The sequence below is a fragment of the Variovorax sp. TLI9-5A genome (assembly GCF_056867935.1).
The window spans coordinates 2,198,344-2,215,420 of sequence record NZ_CP200310.1 but is presented as its reverse complement, the minus strand read 5'-3'; the positions used below and the strand labels follow the sequence as shown (position 1 = coordinate 2,215,420).

15 protein-coding genes are annotated in these 17,077 nt (G+C 68.5%); 3 read left to right on the top strand and 12 right to left on the bottom strand.

The window, feature by feature from the left end:
• Positions 1 to 377: 377 nt before the first annotated feature.
• From AC1VNX_RS10660 to AC1VNX_RS10645, 4 genes are read right to left on the bottom strand one after another with little or no spacing between them, the layout of a single operon-like run.
• Positions 378 to 1,718, bottom strand: a complete 1,341-nt coding sequence (locus tag AC1VNX_RS10660) for an adenylosuccinate synthetase (RefSeq protein WP_483156673.1) — start codon at positions 1,716 to 1,718, stop codon at positions 378 to 380.
• 7 nt (positions 1,719 to 1,725) lie between these two features.
• Positions 1,726 to 2,706 (bottom strand): VWA domain-containing protein, encoded by a 981-nt coding sequence (locus tag AC1VNX_RS10655; protein ID WP_483156672.1) that lies wholly within the window; start codon positions 2,704 to 2,706, stop codon positions 1,726 to 1,728.
• A 39-nt stretch (positions 2,707 to 2,745) separates the two neighbouring features.
• Positions 2,746 to 3,735 (bottom strand): lipopolysaccharide kinase InaA family protein, encoded by a 990-nt coding sequence (locus tag AC1VNX_RS10650; RefSeq protein ID WP_483156671.1) that lies wholly within the window; start codon positions 3,733 to 3,735, stop codon positions 2,746 to 2,748.
• 10 nt (positions 3,736 to 3,745) lie between these two features.
• Positions 3,746 to 5,059, bottom strand: a complete 1,314-nt coding sequence (locus tag AC1VNX_RS10645) for a hemolysin family protein (RefSeq protein ID WP_483156670.1) — start codon at positions 5,057 to 5,059, stop codon at positions 3,746 to 3,748.
• 23 nt (positions 5,060 to 5,082) lie between these two features.
• Here AC1VNX_RS10645 and AC1VNX_RS10640 point away from each other — a divergent pair, with 23 nt between their 5' ends.
• Positions 5,083 to 5,940 (top strand): symmetrical bis(5'-nucleosyl)-tetraphosphatase, encoded by an 858-nt coding sequence (locus tag AC1VNX_RS10640; protein WP_483156669.1) that lies wholly within the window; start codon positions 5,083 to 5,085, stop codon positions 5,938 to 5,940.
• A gap of 18 nt (positions 5,941 to 5,958) precedes the next feature.
• Here the strand turns inward: AC1VNX_RS10640 and AC1VNX_RS10635 are convergent, their stop codons facing one another.
• Positions 5,959 to 6,675, bottom strand: coding sequence for a GNAT family N-acetyltransferase (locus AC1VNX_RS10635; protein ID WP_483156668.1), 717 nt, complete (start codon positions 6,673 to 6,675; stop codon positions 5,959 to 5,961).
• 103 nt (positions 6,676 to 6,778) lie between these two features.
• Here AC1VNX_RS10635 and pdxR point away from each other — a divergent pair, with 103 nt between their 5' ends.
• Together pdxR and AC1VNX_RS10625 are read left to right on the top strand one after the other, a co-directional pair.
• Positions 6,779 to 8,305, top strand: a complete 1,527-nt coding sequence (gene pdxR, locus AC1VNX_RS10630) for a MocR-like pyridoxine biosynthesis transcription factor PdxR (protein WP_483156667.1) — start codon at positions 6,779 to 6,781, stop codon at positions 8,303 to 8,305.
• A gap of 137 nt (positions 8,306 to 8,442) precedes the next feature.
• Positions 8,443 to 9,987, top strand: coding sequence for a peroxidase family protein (locus AC1VNX_RS10625; protein ID WP_483156666.1), 1,545 nt, complete (start codon positions 8,443 to 8,445; stop codon positions 9,985 to 9,987).
• 46 nt (positions 9,988 to 10,033) lie between these two features.
• Here AC1VNX_RS10625 and AC1VNX_RS10620 read toward each other — a convergent pair whose 3' ends face one another.
• The 7 genes from AC1VNX_RS10620 to AC1VNX_RS10590 form a co-directional block, all read right to left on the bottom strand.
• Positions 10,034 to 10,912, bottom strand: coding sequence for a helix-turn-helix transcriptional regulator (locus AC1VNX_RS10620; RefSeq protein ID WP_483156665.1), 879 nt, complete (start codon positions 10,910 to 10,912; stop codon positions 10,034 to 10,036).
• A gap of 140 nt (positions 10,913 to 11,052) precedes the next feature.
• Positions 11,053 to 11,742, bottom strand: coding sequence for a fumarylacetoacetate hydrolase family protein (locus AC1VNX_RS10615; protein ID WP_483156664.1), 690 nt, complete (start codon positions 11,740 to 11,742; stop codon positions 11,053 to 11,055).
• Positions 11,743 to 11,837: 95 nt separating this feature from the next.
• A complete protein-coding gene (locus AC1VNX_RS10610; RefSeq protein ID WP_483156663.1) occupies positions 11,838 to 12,821 on the bottom strand; it encodes an ABC transporter substrate-binding protein in 984 nt (327 codons plus the stop codon).
• Entirely contained in the window at positions 12,818 to 13,819 is a 1,002-nt protein-coding gene (locus AC1VNX_RS10605; RefSeq protein WP_483156662.1) for an ABC transporter substrate-binding protein, read from the bottom strand. The genes AC1VNX_RS10610 and AC1VNX_RS10605 overlap by 4 nt, the downstream gene beginning before the upstream one ends.
• A gap of 10 nt (positions 13,820 to 13,829) precedes the next feature.
• Positions 13,830 to 14,663, bottom strand: coding sequence for a class II aldolase/adducin family protein (locus tag AC1VNX_RS10600; RefSeq protein WP_483156661.1), 834 nt, complete (start codon positions 14,661 to 14,663; stop codon positions 13,830 to 13,832).
• A 151-nt stretch (positions 14,664 to 14,814) separates the two neighbouring features.
• A complete protein-coding gene (locus AC1VNX_RS10595) occupies positions 14,815 to 15,894 on the bottom strand; it encodes an LLM class flavin-dependent oxidoreductase (protein WP_483161926.1) in 1,080 nt (359 codons plus the stop codon).
• A gap of 97 nt (positions 15,895 to 15,991) precedes the next feature.
• The gene (locus AC1VNX_RS10590) at positions 15,992 to 17,005 is read right to left on the bottom strand and encodes an ABC transporter substrate-binding protein (RefSeq protein ID WP_483156660.1); all 1,014 of its coding nucleotides are present in this window, start codon (positions 17,003 to 17,005) and stop codon (positions 15,992 to 15,994) included.
• Positions 17,006 to 17,077 lie beyond the last annotated feature (72 nt).

Below are 17,077 nucleotides of genomic sequence, written 5' to 3'. Positions count from 1 at the left end.
GCGCAGCGGGCTGCTGCGCGGGGGAACGAAGAATGCCGCGTTGCCGGTGCCACCCCCGCCACCGCCACACGCGGCCAACGCCAGAGCGGCGATCAGGCCTGCGGCCAGGCGGGCATTGCGAACGAAGCGGCAGGCAAGTCTGGACGAAGGCATGAGCGGAGGCGGTGAATGTACGAAGGCGCGATTCGGGTTGCACCGGCGAGACGGAACGCAACGCATTGTAAGAAATTGCTGCGCAAAGTCACATTCCGGCAGCTCGGGTAAGGAGGTCGGCCGGCGTCCCAAGAGCTTGGAAAGGCGCTCCTTGCAACAGAACCCGTTTTTGCCCCGATCGACAGGTCGCACGCCGCCGCCGGCCGCCCCACTTGTGTACTCGATCAGGGCAGATGCTTGCGCCCTCGCACGCTCTCACGCGTCGGCCCGAAAGAGCCGAAGCGCACGGGCAACCCGCTCAGCGCCTCTGCGTGTTCCACCCACGCGTGCGGCGTGGCGATGAGGTGCGGCTCGTAGATGGGCTCGGCGCCTCGCAGCAGCCTGGTCAGCTCGTGTTGATGATCGAGGTCGTGCATGCTGCCCAGCGGCAGTGACGCAAGGCGGCCCGCATCGGCCGTGCGATAGCCAGCGCACCAGCGCAACCCCACTCCTTCGACGGCATCCAGATGGCTTACCACCAGCCCGTCGAGCGCGCCGACCACATCGAGCGCATAGCGCAGCAGCACCGCATCGGGATGCCCTCTTCGAAACACGCCCTGCCAGCCTTCATCGGCGTTGTGCGGCTCGGCCAGCCGCGCGTCGAGCATGCGGTCGTGCGTGGGCAGCGGGCCGGGTCCGTGACGTGTGAGGTAGCTGCGCAGCACGCCGAGGTGCTGCACGGGGGCGTCGATGCCGGCATCGTGCAGCACGGCTTCGACGGCGGCGGTCGAGATGGTGCTCCAGGTGGTGTGCGGATGGAAGCCGTGCCATTCATCGAGCAGCACGCCCTGGGCGCCTTCGAAGATCACGGCTCCGGGGCGCGCGAGGCGCTCGGCGATGCGGTCGATGCTGGCGGGCGGCGACTGCGTCACGCATGGCGCGGCCGCGTCGAGCCAGCGCTGGGCGAGCGTGTCGTCGCGCAGCATGGCGATTTCCTGTGCGGCATCGGCGTGGTGCAGCGCCGGGCTGGCTTCAAACTCGCGCAGCAGTGCGCTGCGCAGTGCCTCGATCTTCTCGATCGTGCGGGCGGGATCGCGCAGATCGCCGTAGAGCAGCGCTTCATCGGGCGAAGCCAACGCCTGCCGCACGGTCTCGCCCACGCCGACGCCGCAGCTGCCGTGCGCGCCCTCGCCCCGCGCCCATTCGCGCAGGCGGCCGGCAGCCTGGTGGAACGGCGTGGTCACGCGGCAGCGTGCGTCGACGAGCAACCGCCCGAAGGCGTCTTTCACGCCGACCTGGCGCAGTGCGGCTTCTTCGACGCGCAGCGCCGTGGGATGCACGACCACCGGGCTCGCGAGCACGGTGCCCACGCCCGCATGAAAGCTGCCGGCACCGAACTGCGAAAAGGTGTGATGCCGCCCATCGGCCAGCACGACGTTGTGCCCGGCCTGCGCGCCGCCGTTGAAGCGCACCACGGTGTGGGCGCCCGGCGCGCCGCTGAGGTGGTCGGTGAAGAGCCCCTTGCCGCAGTCCCCGAAGCCGAGGCCCAGCAGCGAGACGTAGTGCGTGGCGGCGTCGGCTGTCACACGGCCGTCAGCCGAAGAGCCGCTTCCACCACGACGAGCGTGGGCCGGCGGCCGCTGCCGCCACGCCGGGCGGCGCGTGGCGCGGCGCGTTCGGGTCGAGCAGCGCGGCGTAGGCGTCGAGCGCGTGCAGCACGCCGCCTACGCGTTCCTTTTCCATGCCGGTGGCGCTCATCACGCCGGCCAGCGCCTCGAGGCTGGGCACGGCCTTCTCGGTGAGAGCGACGATGCCGGCGGCCACGGCGCAGGCGTCGTCGGGCGAATCCATGCAGATGACATGGTCGCCCAGCAGCTCGCGCCAACGGCCTTCGCAGCGGCGGCGGCGCTGCGCGTCGGGAATCAGGAAGAACAGGTGCGTGGTCTCGGCCGCGGCGGCGATGACTTCCTCGATGGGGATGTCCTCGTCGAGCTTCTCGCCGATGAGACCTTCGATCTGGTGGCGCGAGACGGCCGGGTACGGCAGCTCGTCGCCGGTCACGAACAGGTAGCCGCGCTTCTTGCGCTTGACCCAGCAGTCCATGTCGGTGTGCTGCGCCATCACGTAGAAGGCAAGTTCGTAGCTTTCCTCGCCGGTGCCGCCGCCACCGCCTTCGAGGTAGCTCCAGGTGAGCCACTGGTCCATGAGGTTGGCGGTCGATTCGAACTGGCCGACCTGCAGCGGCGCATGGTCGGAGTTCGCATCGCCGATGGCCATGAACAGCAGCTGCGGGTCCGGCACGCCGCAATCGGTCAGCAGCTTCATGAAGGTGGGCAGCTCGCGGCGCGCGAGCGTCTGCGGGATGTCGCCCATGGAGCCGGTCACGTCGAGCGCGAAGGCGATACCCAGCGAGTTCGGATGATCGGCGTTGTCGCGCGACTCCCGCACCTTGAGCCCCTGCGGGTTCATCAGCGGATGGGTGGAGCGCTGCGTGAAGACTTCCGCGCCGGGCCTCGCGGCGCGGTCGGCGATGAGCGCCGTGTGTGCGGCGTGCGAGTAGTTTCCGTAGCCCATCGAGTTCTCTCCTCTTGGTGACTTGACTGTTGTTGCGGCTCAGGCACCGCCGCGCGGTGCCGGGTCGAAATGAACGAACCTGGGCGCGCCGAAGGCTTCGCGCGACGCCGCCGAAAGCGCCTGTTCGATCCCTTGCGCGCCGAGGCGCCGGCATGCAGCGGCGTCCTCGCTGAATTCACGCAGAACGGCAGCGAGCGGTGCCGGCGTATTGGCCCCCAGGCCAGGCTCGCCGGCCGCGCCGCCATGCAGCACGGCGCGCACGGCCCAGGCGGCCTGCATCAGGTCGCGAGCCGCAGCCGCATCGTGAGTCGCCCCGTCGGCCTGCTGCGCGCGAGACCAGCCGACGAGCAGTACGCCATGGTCGCGTGGATGCACGAGCGCATGCGCGGGCGACAGGTCACGGTGCGTCCAGCCGGCACCATGCACGAAGGCCAGCACTTCCAGCATGCGGCGCCAGATCCAGACGGCATGGCGCGGGTCGATGCCCTGAGCGTTGGCCTGCTGCACGTCCTGCAGGCTGCCCCAGAAGCCGGTCGGGTGGCGCAGCACCAGCGCTTGCCGGGAGCCGTCGCTCATTGCGCTCGCCATCCCTTCGGCCACGCCGGTACCCAGCGGCTGCGGCAGACGGCGGGTGAAGTAGGCCGCGCCGGGCACGGAAAGATCCTGCAGGGCCTGAAGCACGGTGAATTCGCGCTGCAGCACGCTGTCTGCCGAAGTGCCGCGCGCAAGCTTGAAAGTGACACGAGCGGGCATCGCGCCAAGGCGCTCGGCCAGCAGAACCTCGCTGTGCTCGCCGGTGGCCAGCGGCGCGAGCACGCGGTAGCGCGCACCGCGCCACGCAAGAATGCGCCCGCCGGGCACATCGGCATTGGCCCGGCGCCATGCGGCACGGAAGCTCTCGCGCTCGACGATCTCCCGGCCGCGCACCACGGTGGCGCCGCAGTAGCTGCAGTTCACCGTGCGCCAACGGGCGGCGCGCGGCAATGGCGCGGAGCATTGGGGGCAGCTGAGAGCCTGCAGCGACAGCATGGCCCGCGCCCTACTCTTCCTTGGGAGGCGCGGCCGGATCGGGCGACGCCAGCACGCGGTCGATGCGGCGGCCTTCGAGCGCGACGATCTCGAAGCACCAGCCGGCGCAGTCGATCTGCTCGCCAACCTCGGGCAGGTGGCCCGACACGGCCATCAGCAGCCCGGCCACGGTGTTGTAGCGGCCGCGTTCCTCGTCGGGCAGCTCGCGGATGCCCAGGCGCGCGCGCAGCTCCGACACGGGCATGAGCCCGTCGAGCTCCCAGATGCCGTCGGGCCGCTGGTGCGCCCAGGCGTCGGTCTGCATGCCGGGCTGCAGTTCCCCGGTGATGGCTTCGAGCAGGTCGCGCGGGGTCATGAGGCCCTGCACCACGCCGTATTCGTCGACCACGAACACGAGGCGGCCGGCGCGGGCGCGGAACTGCTCCAGCAGTTCCATGCCGGTGAGGGTCTCGGGCACGAAGACCGCGGGCGTGGCCTCCTGGCCGAGCACGCCGGGGTGCGCGGGGCCCAGTCGCAGCAGGTGCGCCACGCTGATCACACCGACCACGTCATCCAGCGAATTGCGGCACACCGGGTACCAGGAATGCACCAGATTGAGCGCGCCCGCGTCGGCCACCTTCTGCAGCGCCTGCTGCACGGTGAAGGAGGCGTCGAGCCATTCGATGTCGGCGCGCGGGATCATCAGCGACGACAGGCGCCTGTCGTCGAGGTGGAACACGTTGCGCACCATCTGGTGCTCGTGCTGCTCGATGACGCCTGCGTCCACACCCTCTTCCAGGCTGGCGGAGATTTCTTCCTCGGTCACCGAGCGGGCTGCGTTGGCGTCGATGCGCAGAACCTTCAACGTGGTGGCGGTGGCGCCAGCCAGCAGCCACACGAAGGGCTTGGCGCCCTTGGCCAGCCCGCGCATGGGGCGCGACACCCAGCGCGCCACCGGCTCGGGGTAGAGCTGGCCGATGCGCTTGGGCACCAGCTCGCCGAAGATGATGGTGAAGAAGGTGATGCAGGTGACGACCGCCGCGGTCGACACGATGCTGGCCGTGCCGCGGCCCATGCCCAGGCTTTCCATCCACAAGCCCAGAGGCTCGGCGAAGGCCGCCTCGCCCACGATGCCGCTGAGCATGCCGATGGAGGTGATGCCGATCTGCACCGTCGAGAGGAACTGCGTGGGCGATTCCATCAGCTTCAGCGCGGCCACCGCGCCGGCGTCCCCCGTTTCGGCCAATGCGGCGAGGCGTGCGCGCCGGCTGGTGGAAAGGGCCATTTCGGACATTGCGAACAACGCGTTCAGCGTGGTCAGCAAAGCCAGGAGGAGGACGTCCATGAACTGAGGGAGAGAATGGGGGAATGGCACTTTACTTGATTGGCGACCTGCAGGGCTGCGACGCCCCCTTCCAGCGGCTGCTGCAAAAGATCGATTTCTCCCCCAGCCGCGACACCCTCGTGCTGCTGGGCGACCTGGTGAACCGGGGCCCCGATTCGCTGGCCGTGCTGCGCCGTGTGCAGGGCTACGGCGCCTCGGCGCTGAGCCTCCTGGGCAACCACGACCTGCACTTGCTGGGCGTGGCGCATGGCGCGCGCAAGGCCGGCCGCAAGGACACGCTGGGCGAGCTTCTTGCCGCGCCGGACGCCGAGGCGCTGCTCGAATGGCTGCGCCGGCAGCACATGGCGCTGCACATGCGCATAGGCGACGGCAAAGGCGCCGGCGATCTGCTGATGGTGCACGCGGGCGTGCTGCCGCAATGGACGGTGGGCCAGACGCTGGTGCTGGCCTCCGAAGTCGAATCGGTGCTGCGCGGGCCGGCGCTGGGCGAATTCCTGATGTCGATGTACGGCAACGAGCCGGCGCAGTGGCAGGACACGCTCACGGGCCATGCCCGGCTGCGCGCCATCGTCAACGCGCTGACGCGGCTGCGCTTCTGCACTGCAAGCGGCGTGATGGAGTTCGAGGCCAAGGACAGCGCCGCCACCGCGCCCGAAGGCTACATGCCGTGGTTCGACGTGCCCGGGCGCAGGACGGCCAATGCCACCGTCGCCTTCGGCCATTGGTCGACGCTGGGCTGGCTCTCGCGGCCAGACCTGCTTTCCACCGACACCGGCTGCGTGTGGGGCGGCTGCCTGAGCGCGGTGCGCATCGGCGCGACGCTGGACGAGCGCGAGCTGATCCAGGTCGAGTGCGAGCAGGCGCAGAAGCCGGGCAAGTAGCCTGCCCGGCTCAGGGCATCAGGCGGATGGCAGCCTGAACTTGTCGAGCGACATGCGCTGACGCCCCTGCTCGTCGAAATTGCCGGGCGCCAGCCAGCGCTCGAAGGCGGTGCGCAGCGCCGGCCACTCGCTGTCGATGATCGAAAACCACGCCGTGTCACGGCCGCGGCCCTTGTAGATCACCGCCTGGCGGAACAGCCCCTCGTACTTAAAGCCCAGCCGCAGCGCCGCGCGCTTGGAGGGCTCGTTGAAGTTGTCGCACTTCCATTCGTAGCGGCGATAGCCGAGTACGTCGAAGGCGAGCTTCATCAGCAGGAACTGCGCCTCGGTGGACATCGGGGTGTTCTTCAGCAGCGGCGAGAAGTTGACGGTGCCCACTTCGATGGCCCCGTTGGCCGGGTCGATGCGCATCAGCGCCAGCGAGCCCACGGCGCGGCCGCTTTGCCGGTCGATGACGGCGAAGTGCAGCGGGTCGGTGCTCCTGGAAATGCGCTCGATGTATGCCCGAGTGCCATCGAGATCGGCAGGCCGCCCCACGCCGAGGTAGGTCCAGTCGCGCCCATCGGGAGCCTGTGCGTAGGCAGCGTGCAGGTCGCCGGCGTGCTTCCCGGCATCGATCGGTTCGAGCGAACAGAAGCGGCCCTCGACGGTGCGACGCGGCGGCTGGGCGCGCGGCGTCCATTCGGGCAGATCAGGGCCGATGGACTGGCCGAACTCGTTCTGGCGGGCTGACATGGATGAAGGCGCTTTCATTGCAGAGAGAGTGAACGGCGAAGCCGAAGACCGCTAAAGTACCGCCAACGTGGCGCCGCGAAAAGTGCCATGAAAGAGCAATTTCATGGTGCCACGCTCCGATCACCCTCCACGCCCTTCCCTCTCTTCCGCCCTGCTCGACTCGCCGCTCTCCCGGGAGCCCGAAGCCGGCCCGATGCAGCGCCAGCTCCACGACCGGCTCAAGAGAGCCGTTCTCGACGGCAGCCTCGCACCCGGCAGCCGCCTGCCCGGCTCGCGCGCGCTGGCCGAGGCGCTCGGCATCTCGCGCAACACGGTCACCGCGACCTACGAACATCTGGCGGCCGAAGGTTATGTGCGGCCCGACCGGCAGGGCACCCGCGTGACCGAGCTTTCGTCGCTGGCGCCATCGAAGCGTGAGCGTGCGGGCAAGCAGCCCGGCACGCCGGCCACCGCGCAGCGGCTCGCGAAGATCGCGCCGAGCTTTTCACGCGCCGACACGGGCGCCGCGCTGCGCCCCGGCGTGCCCGCGCTGTCGCACTTTCCGCTGGCCGCATGGCGGCGCTCGCTCGACCGCGCGATCCGCAGCGGCGGCTCCCTGGCACTGAGCTATGGCGATCCGCTGGGCGAGCCGGCGCTGCGCTCGGCCATCGCGCGGCATCTGTCGGTGACGCGCGGCGTGCGCTGCGAGCCACGGCAGGTCGTCATCGCCGAAGGCGCGCAGGAGGCCATCTCGCTGTGCGTGCGGCTGCTGACAAACCCCGGCGATACCGGCTGGGTCGAAGACCCGGGCTACCGCGGCGCGAAGGCCGCTATGCATGCGGGCGACATGCGCATCGTGCCCATGCGCGTCGATGCCGAAGGCCTCTGCGTGAGCGAGCGCGACTGGCGCAAGCACCCGCCGCGGCTGGTCTACACCACGCCATCGCACCAGTACCCGGTGGGCTCGGTGCTGAGCATCGCGCGCCGGCTGGAGCTGATCGCGCAGGCCCGGCGGCATGGCGCATGGATCGTCGAGGACGACTACGACAGCGAGTACCGCCACACGGGCGAGCCCATCGTCGCGATGAAGGGGCTGGTGGACGACGCGCCCGTGCTCTACATCGGCTCCTTCAGCAAGACGATGTTCCCGTCGCTGCGGTTGGGTTTTCTCGTGCTGCCCGAGCGGCTCGTGTCCGCCGTGCAGACGCCACTGGAAGAGATGCTGCGCGGCGGTCACCGCTACGAGCAGCTCGCCATGGCCGACTTCATCGAGAGTGGCCAGTTCAGCCGGCACCTGGGCCGCATGCGCAGGCTTTACCGCGACCGACAGCAGGCGCTGCGGCTCGCGCTCGAAAAGCATTTCAAGGTGCCGCACGAGATCGACGGCGGCCACTGCGGCATGCACCTCACGGTTCGCCTGCCCGAACGCTTCGACGATCGGAAGATCGCCGCCGAGGCGCTGCGCCATCGCATCGCGCCCACGCCGCTGTCCGGCTTCGCGATGCGGCCGATGCCATCGGACAACGGGCTGGTATTGGGCTATGGCAATACGCCTGAGGAGTTATTCGATCCGCTGGTGAAGCGGCTGTCGCTGCTGGCGCGGGCGGCCGAAACGCTGGATGGCCCCGGAAAGAACCCGGTTTCCCAGTGAGTTCTTCGTCGTGAAGTCTCCCTAGCGCATGCGGCCGACCGCGAGCAGCGTATATGAATCCTCGGGCCGCTCCGTAGGATGCAAGTCCGCTCCGATCATGTTGCTCGAAGCCCCACACACGAAGCAAGGAAGCCATCATGTCTCAAGAAGTCGGTGTCAATCCAAAGCACGGTCGGGCCGGCCGCCCCCCAACCAAAGGATCGCTGGACGCGCTCGCGGGACATGGCGATCCGGGCATGTTCGGCAGGATGTTTCCTCAGCTGGCACCACTCTCGGTTTCCGACGACAAGTTGAAGGCGCTCGCCGCTGCGATGCTCGACGTCGATCAGGGCAGCAGCGCGGACAACGCGCGAGTGCCGGCGGGATTCACCTATCTTGGCCAGTTCGTCGACCACGACATCACGCTGGATCTGACCTCCATCGGCGACAAGCTGGAGGATCCGACCGGAGTCCAGAACTTCAGGACACCGGCGCTGGACCTGGACTCGATCTATGGACGCGGTCCGGACGGCAGCCCGCACCTCTATGCTCGCGGCCCCAACAACGCACCGAGCGCGAAGCTGCTGATCGGCAAGACCACTCTGGGCTTCCAGCAGGACGCGGCCGACATACCCGGCGTGTTCCCCAACGACCTCCCGAGAAGCCCGGAGGGCCAGGCCCTGATCGGCGACCACCGCAACGACGAGAACCTGCTGGTCGCACAAACTCATCTGGCCTTCATGAAGTTCCACAACAAGGTAGTAGACCTGCTGATGGCCTCGCCAACGGCGCCCACGCCCGCCGAGCTTTTCTTCGAAGCCCGGCGTGAGGTGACCTGGCACTACCAATGGCTCGTCCTGCACGACTTCGTGGAACGGCTCACCGAAGACGGCATCGTGGCTCGCGTTCTCGAAGAGGGTCGCCGGTTCTACCGGTTCAAGAAGACGCCCTACATGCCCGTGGAGTTCTCCGGCGCAGCCTACCGGCTCGGACACAGCATGGTTCGGGAGGTCTACAGCCATAACAGGGTCTTCACACCCGGCGGGCTCGCCCCCGCCTCGCTGGGACTTCTGTTCGCGTTCTCCGGCCTCTCGGGCGGCATCGTGGGTGACCTCGCGCCCGATCCGCTCACCGATCCGACGCCGATCAGCAAGCTCGCCAGCAACTGGATCATCGACTGGCGGCGCTTCTATGACTTCGGCAACAACCCCGCCGGGGTCGGGCTCAACCATGCGCGGCGCATCGATCCTTTCGTCGTCAAGGCGCTGCACACGCTGCCTGGCGGTGCCAGCCTTCCGTTTCTCAACCTGAAGCGGGGCGTGATGCTGGGACTGCCCTCAGGCCAATCCGTGGCGCAGGCGATGGAAGTGCCCACCCCCCTGACGAGCGCCGAAATCTCGTCCGGACCGGACGGCGCGGTGGCCAAGGCGCAGGGACTGCACGAGCAGACGCCCTTGTGGTACTACATCCTCAAGGAAGCGTCGGTCAGGGAAGGTGGCGAGCGGTTGGGGCCCGTGGGCGCGCGCATCGTGGCGGAAGTCTTCATCGGGTTGGTCCACGGCGATCACGAGTCCTACCTTTGGAAAAAAGGCCCGGACTGGACGCCAACTCTTCCTTCGCGCACACCGGGGACTTTCACGATGGTGGACCTCCTGCAGCTCGTGGGCGACATAAGTCCCATCGACGGCGTGACCCAGGTCTGACCGGAGCGTTCGGCAACCGGCCGGGAGTCGAGGACTGCAAGGGAAATTACCCTCGCGTTCCCACCGCGTGCTCGCGCCGGAAGTTGCGCGGCGTGCTTCCCACCACCTGGCGGAAGCGCCGGTTGAAATACGCCTCGTCGGCAAAACCGCACTGGTGCGCGATCTCCCGCACCAGCAGCGAGGTGGACGACAACAGCTCCTTCGCGCGCTCGATGCGCCGCTCGGTCACCAGGTCGGTGAAGGTGCGGTCGGTTTCCTTGCGCAGCAGATTGGCGAGGTAGTTGGGCGAGAGGAATGCTGCCGCCGCCGCGTCGGTCAGCGACAGCGGCTTGTCGAGGTTGTCGCGCACGTAGCGCACCACGCGCTGCAATGCGTCGCGCTGCGATGTCTTGCCGTCGTGCTGCAGCGAAAGGCGCATCAGCGCGTTCTCCTGCCGCATGCAGGCCAGCCCGATGATCTGCTGCAGGATGCCGCGCATCGCCGTCTTGGCGCCGAAGCTGCGGCTCGTGTTCAGCGCATGCAGCTCGTCGAGCCAGCTGCGGATGCGCGCGAAGTCGGCCTCGTCGAAGGCGAAGTCGACGTACTCCTGGAACAGGAAGGGCGCAAGGTCGGGGTGGCGGGCCAGCGGCACGTCTTCCAGGTCGAGCGCGTCGACGTCGAGCTCAGGCCACAGGAAGCGCTGGTCGAAGTTGACGATGCAGTACAGCGCGTCGGGCGGATGCGGGATCACGTGCACCCGGTACGGCAGCACGAAGCTCAGGTGCCGCGGCCCGAAGGGCCGCACCTCGCCGCCGATGGACTGCTGCGAGCTGCCCTCGATGCCGACCTGGATCTGGAAGTACGCATGCCGGTGCGGCAGCGTGAGCTCGTTGCGCGCACCCTGGAAGCGGATGTCGAAGTCGAGGTGGTCGGCACGCTCGTGCATGCCGTAGGTTCGGACTGACGTGGGTGGGGAGGAGCGCATCGGGGCAGGCGTCTTCGTCTTTCGCCTGCGAGGGTACGCCAACTTGCGGGCCGGCGAACCGGCCACGCCCTGCAGATCCGATGCGCGCGCGGTCTTCAGGCTCAGACGACCGCGACTTCCAGCGCGCCGACGCCCGCCACGGTGCCGCGCATGCGGTCGCCGCGCTGCACGGCCGCCACGCCGGCCGGCGTACCCGTGAAGATCAGGTCGCCGGGCTGCAGCGTGAACAGGGTCGAGAGGTAGGCGATGGTGTCGGGCACGTTCCAGATCATGTCGGCAAGGTCGCCCACCTGGCGCTGGGCGCCGTTCACATCGAGGCGGATCTCGCCCTTGGCCGGATGGCCGGCCCTGGCCACTGGCACCAGTTCGCCGCAGGGTGCCGAGCCGTCGAAGGCCTTGCCGGTATCCCAGGGGCGGCCCATCTTCTTGGCTTCGGATTGCAGGTCGCGGCGGGTCATGTCGAGGCCGACGGCATAGCCGTACACGTGGCCGAGCGCGTCGGCCGCGGCGATGTTCGCGCCGCCGGTCTTGAGCGCGACCACCAGTTCGATCTCGTGATGCACGTCGTTCGACAGCGGCGGATAGGCGAACTCGCCGCCGTCGGCCACGATGGCGCTGGCCGGCTTCATGAAGAAGAACGGCGGCTCGCGGTCGGGGTTGTGGCCCATCTCGCGGGCGTGCTCGGAATAGTTGCGGCCCACGCAGAAGATGCGGTTGACCGGGAAGCGGGCCTGTTCGCCCTGGATGGGCAGGGAATGGACGGGAGCGGGGGAAATGGCGTAGGAAGTCATGCAACGACTCTAGCCAGCGCAGCCCCGCACCCCGGGGACGCAACTACGCGAGTCTTGGACTCAGCTACGGTCCCGCGCAGCGCTTGCGGTCTCAGTCAGCCGGCCACGCCGAAGCCTGTGTCGAAGGTACCCTTCACGTCCAGCGGCTGCTTGATGAGCCCCACCTGCCGGTAGAAGTCCGCCGTGCCCTGCTGGTCGGCGATGACCTGCGCGTCGATGGCCACCCACTTCTGCTGCCGGCGCTCGAACTGCAGCTTCGCCGCCTCGGGCGGAATGCCGATGATCCGCGCCAGCGCAGCCGAGTAGGCGTCGACGTTGCGGTACGACCAGAGCTGCGCCTTCACCACGCGCTGCAGGAAGTCCTGCAGCACCGGCCGCTTTGCAGCGATGGCGCTGTCGGTGGCCGCGAGGTAGCTCAGCCCCGGCAGCAGGCCGCGGCCGCTGACGAGGACCCGTGCGTGCTTGCTGACCTCGGCCAGCGCGGTGTAGGGCTCCCAGGTCGCCCAGGCATCGACCGAGCCCTGGGTGAGCGCGAGCTTGGCATCGGCCGGCGCCAGGAAGCGCAGGTTCACGTCCTCCGGCTTGAGGCCGGCCGAGGTGATGGCCTTGAGCGTGACGTAGTGGCCGATGGAGCCGCGGTTGGTCGCGACGCTCTTGCCCTTCAGGTCGGCCGCGGTCTTCAGCGTCGAATCGGGCCGCACGAGCACGGCCGTGCCGTAGGAGTCGGAACGGTTCGCGCCGATGGCCTTCACGCGCGTGCCGGCCGCCAGCGCGAAGATCAGCGGCGCATCGCCGATGGGGCCCGAGTCGACGGCGGCGGCATTGAGCGCCTCCGCCAGCGGCGCGGCGGCCGGGAACTCCGACCACTGGATGTCGTAGTTGAGCCCTTCGAGCCCGCCGGCGGCTTCGAGCAGCGCGCGCAGCCCGCCCTTCTGGTCGCCGGCTTTCAGCACCGGACGGCCCTGTGCGGCTGCCACGCCGGGTAGTGCGACAGCAGCTGCAATGGCCGTGCCCTGGGCAAGAAACTGACGACGGGAACTGTTGTGGCTCATGCGGATGCGGCTCGTATTTGTGTTCATGCCAGGGGATCGAAGGAAACGTGGTCGGCGAAGCGCACCGGGTCGGTGGTCTTCTTGAGCACGCCCACGCCGCGGAAGTCGCGCGCGTAGAACTCGACCTCGTCGCGCAGGTTGCGCCCCAGCGGGTGGTGCTTGTGCGTGAGCGTGCCCAGCAGCGCGCGCAGGTCTTCCACCGCCACGTTGGGCGAGTACTTCGAGAAGAGCCTTGCCGACTCGTTCGGGTTCTCGGCCACGTAATCGGAGGCCTGCGCGATGGAACGCACCAGCGATGCGACCGTCGCCTTGTCCTTGCGCACGAGCTCGCCGCGCGCGCCGACGATGCAGCAGACCTTGTCCTTGTATTCGCCCGAGAGATTGCTCGCCACCTCGACGTAGGCACCCTGGTTGCGCTTCTCGATCAGGTAGATGTTGGGGTCGCCGTCGGCAATGGCCTGGATCTCGCCCTTCTTCACCGCGATGTCGAGCAGGTCGGCCGGGTACTGGCGCCAGGTCACGTCCTTCTCGGCGTCGATGCCGTTCTTCGTGAGCAGGATCGAGAAGAAGTTCTTGCCCGGGCTCGCGATGTCCGACACGCCGATGGTCTTGCCCTTCAGGCTCGCGAGACTGGTCACGCCCGCGCCCTTGGCGCCCACCAGCCGCACGCAGCCGCCGTGCGAGCTGCCGACGATCTTCACGTCGAAGCCCGATTCCAGCGGCTTGAGCCAACGGTGGATCATGCCCACCGCCGCGTCGGCCTTGGCGGTGGCGAGCGACTCCAGCAGTTGGTCGGTCGAGCCCGTGTAGTTGATCAGATCGACCTGCAGGCCGTTGCGCTCGAAGTAGCCGCGCTCCTGCGCCACCACCACGGGCGAAAGGCAGAAGGCCGAGGCATTCCAGGCGAAGGTGAGCTTGCGCGCCTGCTGCGAGAAGGCCTGCGAGGCGATCAGGCCGCCAGAGGCGACCACGGCGGCGGCGCCGCCTGCGCGCAGCACGCCGCGGCGGGAGAGATTCGGGTTCATCGTGTTCGCGTCAGAGCAGCAGTTCAGGCTCGGCCTCGACCAGGCCTTCATAGAGGCTGTCGAAGGAATGGATGGCGCCCTCGGGCCCGCCGATCTGGTCGTGCGTGTGGCGAGCGGTGGCCTCGTCGATGGGCTGCGGCTTGCCGGCGGCCTCGGCCAGCAGCTGCGTGTGGCAGGCGTTGTCCAGCGCGATGTACCACCAGGCCGCGGCTTCCACCGTGGGGCCCGCAGTCAGGATGCCATGGTTCTTGAGGATGGCGCCCTTCCTGTCGCCCAGCGCCTGCGCGATGCGGTCGCCCTCGCTGGTGTCGACCACCATGCCGGTGAAGTCGTCGAACAGCGCCACGTCGTCGTGGAACACGCAGCTGTCCTGCGTGATGGTGTCGAGCTTGCGGCCCAGCGTGGACCAGGCCTTGCCGTAGGTCGAATGCGTGTGGGCGGCGGCAATGATCTTCGGGTTGTGCTCGTGGATGGCGGCGTGGATCGCGAAGGCCGCCTTGTTCAGCGGCCTGTCGCCGATGACGGTCTCGCCCTTCGAGTTGACCAGCAGCAGGTCGGACACCTTGATTCGCGAGAAATGGATGCCCAGCGGGTTCACCCAGAAGTGGTCGGTGAGCTCCGGGTCGCGCGCCGTGATGTGACCCGCCAGCCCCTGCGCGAAGCCGAAGCGCGCGAACAGGCGGAAGGCGCCCGCGAGGCGCTCCTGCCGGTGGCGGCGCTCGGCCTGGATGGTGGTGCGCGGCGGAACCGGGTCGAACCAGTACTTCTGCTTCGGGTTCGGGTTCGGGTTGAGCTTCAGCGGCTGCGGGGCCGCGCTGCGGTCGATGGAAAGAACTGCGCTCATGGGGTTTCCTGGGTTGTCGGTTTTTTGCTCCTTCCCCCTCTGGGGGAAGGTCGGGATGGGGGCACGACGGCTTCAACGCCGTAACAGTGTTCGAGGCCGCTTGCCCCCACCCCTGCCCTCCCCCAGAGGGGGAGGGAGCAATTCATTCAAGTCAGGCAGCCTTGCGGACCGAGGCGGCACGCTGCGCCACCAGCTCGCGCGTGCGCGGGATCAGCTCGCGGCCGTAGTCGAGCGAGTCTTCCAGCGGGTCGAAGCCGCGGATCAGGAAGGTCGTGACGCCGAGGTCGTAGTAGTCGAGCAGCGCGTCGGCCACCTGCTCGGGCGTGCCGACCAGCGCGGTGCTGTTGGAGCGGCCGCCGATCTCCTGCGCCACCGCGGTCCACAGCCGCTTGTCGAGCCGCGAGCCCTTCTCGGCAGCGGCCAGCAGGCGCCTGGCGCCTTCGCTTTGCTGCGGGCCGCCGCGGTTGTAGCCCTGCACCACGCGCAGGCGCCTGGTCTCGGCCAGGATGTTTTCGGCCCGTGCCCACGCGGCCTCTTCGGTATCGGCCAGGATCGGCCGGAACGACACCGAGAAGCGCACGCTGCGCCCGTGCTTCGCCGCCTCGGCGCGCACGCGCGTGGTGAGCTCGCGCGCCTGGTCCAGCGATTCGCCCCACAGTGCGTACACGTCGGCGTACTTGCCGGCCACCGGAATGGCCGCCTCCGAGGCGCCGCCGAAATACACCGGCACGTGCGGCTTGCCGTTGCGCGTCTGCAGGGGCTTCACTTCGGAAAAAGCGTTCTGGAAGCGGTAGTGGGCGCCTTGGTGGTCGAAGGGCTTCTCGGCGGTCCACACCTTGTGCAGCACTTCGAGGTACTCGTCGGTGCGGGCATAGCGCTGGTCGTGGTCGAGCCAGTCGCCGTCGCGGCGCTGTTCCTCGTCGGAGCCGCCGGAGATGTAGTGCACGCCGAGCCGGCCGCCGCTGAACTGGTCGAGCGAGGCGAACTGCCGCGCGGCCAGCGTGGGCGCGACGAAGCCGGGGCGGTGCGCAAGCATGAAATGGATGCGCTCGGTGACGGAGGCGGCATAGGCCACGGTGAGGGTGGCGTCGGGGCTGGTCGAGTGGTGCGGCACGAGCACGCGGTCGAAGCCGGCCGTCTCGTGGGCCTGCGCGAAGGCGCGCACGTAGTCGCGGTCCAGCGCGGGGCCCTTGGCGGGGTGGATCTCCGAGACCTTCTGGCCCTGGATCATTCCGATGAACTCGACGCCGTCCTGAGGTGATTGGCTCACGTTGTTTTCCTTGTCTTGGCTGGGTGGAAAAAGAGGGAGAAGAAAGAAGAAGGCGAAATCAGGCGACGGGCAGGCGCAGCACGTTCTCGAAGCTGCGGTCCCACAGGGGCTTCACGTCGGCCGGGCCGTCGAGCACGCCGATCTTCAGGAAGGTGTCGGCCACGTCCTGGTGGCTGCGTACCACTGCGTCGCTGACGGGGCCCAGGCTGTAGTCGCCGCTGCGGCGGTTGAAGAGCTCGACGATGTCGCCCACCGGCACGCGCGTCTCGGCCGACTGGGCGCGGGCGTAGGAGAGGAAGTTGCCGTTGATCCAGGCGAAGGAGCGCTGAAGCCGCTGCAGCAGGTCGGCCAGCGCGGCGCGGCGCAACTGGTCGTCCAACGCGCGCGGATTGGCGTAGATCGGGAAGTTGCCCGAGAGATACCCCACGCCTGTCTTGATGACGCGCGCTCCGTACTGGGTGCGCGCGAGCTGGCCGTTGTAGCCGTAGATGGCCCAGGCATCGAGATCGCCGCGCGCGAAGGCCGAGAGGCCGTCGGAGGGCGTGAGGCTCACGGCCTGGATGTCATTGAACGACAGGCCCGCCTCGGCCAGCTGCTTGGCCAGGTAGTAGTGGGAGGTGGTGGCGCGCACATAGCCCACGCGCTTGCCCTTGAAGTCGGCGATGCTGCGGATCGGCGCGTCCTTGCGCGCCAGCGTGGCCTGGTTGTTCAGGTCCTCGTGCGTGACGGCCACCAGCTTCACGCTGGACTTCTGCCGCGCCGCGAACACCGGCGGGATCTCGCTGCCCGATCCCAGGTCGAGCGCGTCGCCGTTGATAGCCTCGATGTGCAGCACGCCGTTGTTGAGTTCGCGCCAGTCGATCCTGTAGGGCGTGTCGGCCTGGCCCGAAGCGGCGAGCAGCGGCCTCCACAGGCCCTTGTAGGTGCCCACGCGCAGGGTGACGCCCGACAGGTCGCGCGACGCTTCTCGGGAGGGTGAGGCGGCTTGCGTCCAGGCGGCGGAACCGGTGGCGGCCAGCGCCGCGGCGGCCTGCAGCAGGTGGCGCCGGTCCAGGGGAAAGTCTGATTTCATGCACCCGGACCGTAACCAGCCATCGCGCGGAAGCGAACGCAGAAAAACGAGTTTGCATATGCGGGATGCGTC

What these genes read in the sequence shown, in the direction of transcription:
- AC1VNX_RS10605 (WP_483156662.1), bottom strand. Translation starts at nt 13,819, where the DNA reads ATGAACCCGAATCTCTCCCGCCGCGGCGTGCTGCGCGCAGGCGGCGCC.
- AC1VNX_RS10625 (WP_483156666.1), top strand. Translation starts at nt 8,443, where the DNA reads ATGTCTCAAGAAGTCGGTGTCAATCCAAAGCACGGTCGGGCCGGCCGC.
- AC1VNX_RS10645 (WP_483156670.1), bottom strand. Translation starts at nt 5,059, where the DNA reads ATGGACGTCCTCCTCCTGGCTTTGCTGACCACGCTGAACGCGTTGTTC.
- AC1VNX_RS10615 (WP_483156664.1), bottom strand. Translation starts at nt 11,742, where the DNA reads ATGACTTCCTACGCCATTTCCCCCGCTCCCGTCCATTCCCTGCCCATC.
- AC1VNX_RS10650 (WP_483156671.1), bottom strand. Translation starts at nt 3,735, where the DNA reads ATGCTGTCGCTGCAGGCTCTCAGCTGCCCCCAATGCTCCGCGCCATTG.
- pdxR (WP_483156667.1), top strand. Translation starts at nt 6,779, where the DNA reads ATGGTGCCACGCTCCGATCACCCTCCACGCCCTTCCCTCTCTTCCGCC.
- AC1VNX_RS10620 (WP_483156665.1), bottom strand. Translation starts at nt 10,912, where the DNA reads ATGCACGAGCGTGCCGACCACCTCGACTTCGACATCCGCTTCCAGGGT.
- AC1VNX_RS10610 (WP_483156663.1), bottom strand. Translation starts at nt 12,821, where the DNA reads ATGAACACAAATACGAGCCGCATCCGCATGAGCCACAACAGTTCCCGT.
- AC1VNX_RS10600 (WP_483156661.1), bottom strand. Translation starts at nt 14,663, where the DNA reads ATGAGCGCAGTTCTTTCCATCGACCGCAGCGCGGCCCCGCAGCCGCTG.
- AC1VNX_RS10640 (WP_483156669.1), top strand. Translation starts at nt 5,083, where the DNA reads ATGGCACTTTACTTGATTGGCGACCTGCAGGGCTGCGACGCCCCCTTC.
- AC1VNX_RS10595 (WP_483161926.1), bottom strand. Translation starts at nt 15,894, where the DNA reads ATGATCCAGGGCCAGAAGGTCTCGGAGATCCACCCCGCCAAGGGCCCC.
- AC1VNX_RS10635 (WP_483156668.1), bottom strand. Translation starts at nt 6,675, where the DNA reads ATGTCAGCCCGCCAGAACGAGTTCGGCCAGTCCATCGGCCCTGATCTG.
- AC1VNX_RS10590 (WP_483156660.1), bottom strand. Translation starts at nt 17,005, where the DNA reads ATGAAATCAGACTTTCCCCTGGACCGGCGCCACCTGCTGCAGGCCGCC.
- AC1VNX_RS10655 (WP_483156672.1), bottom strand. Translation starts at nt 2,706, where the DNA reads ATGGGCTACGGAAACTACTCGCACGCCGCACACACGGCGCTCATCGCC.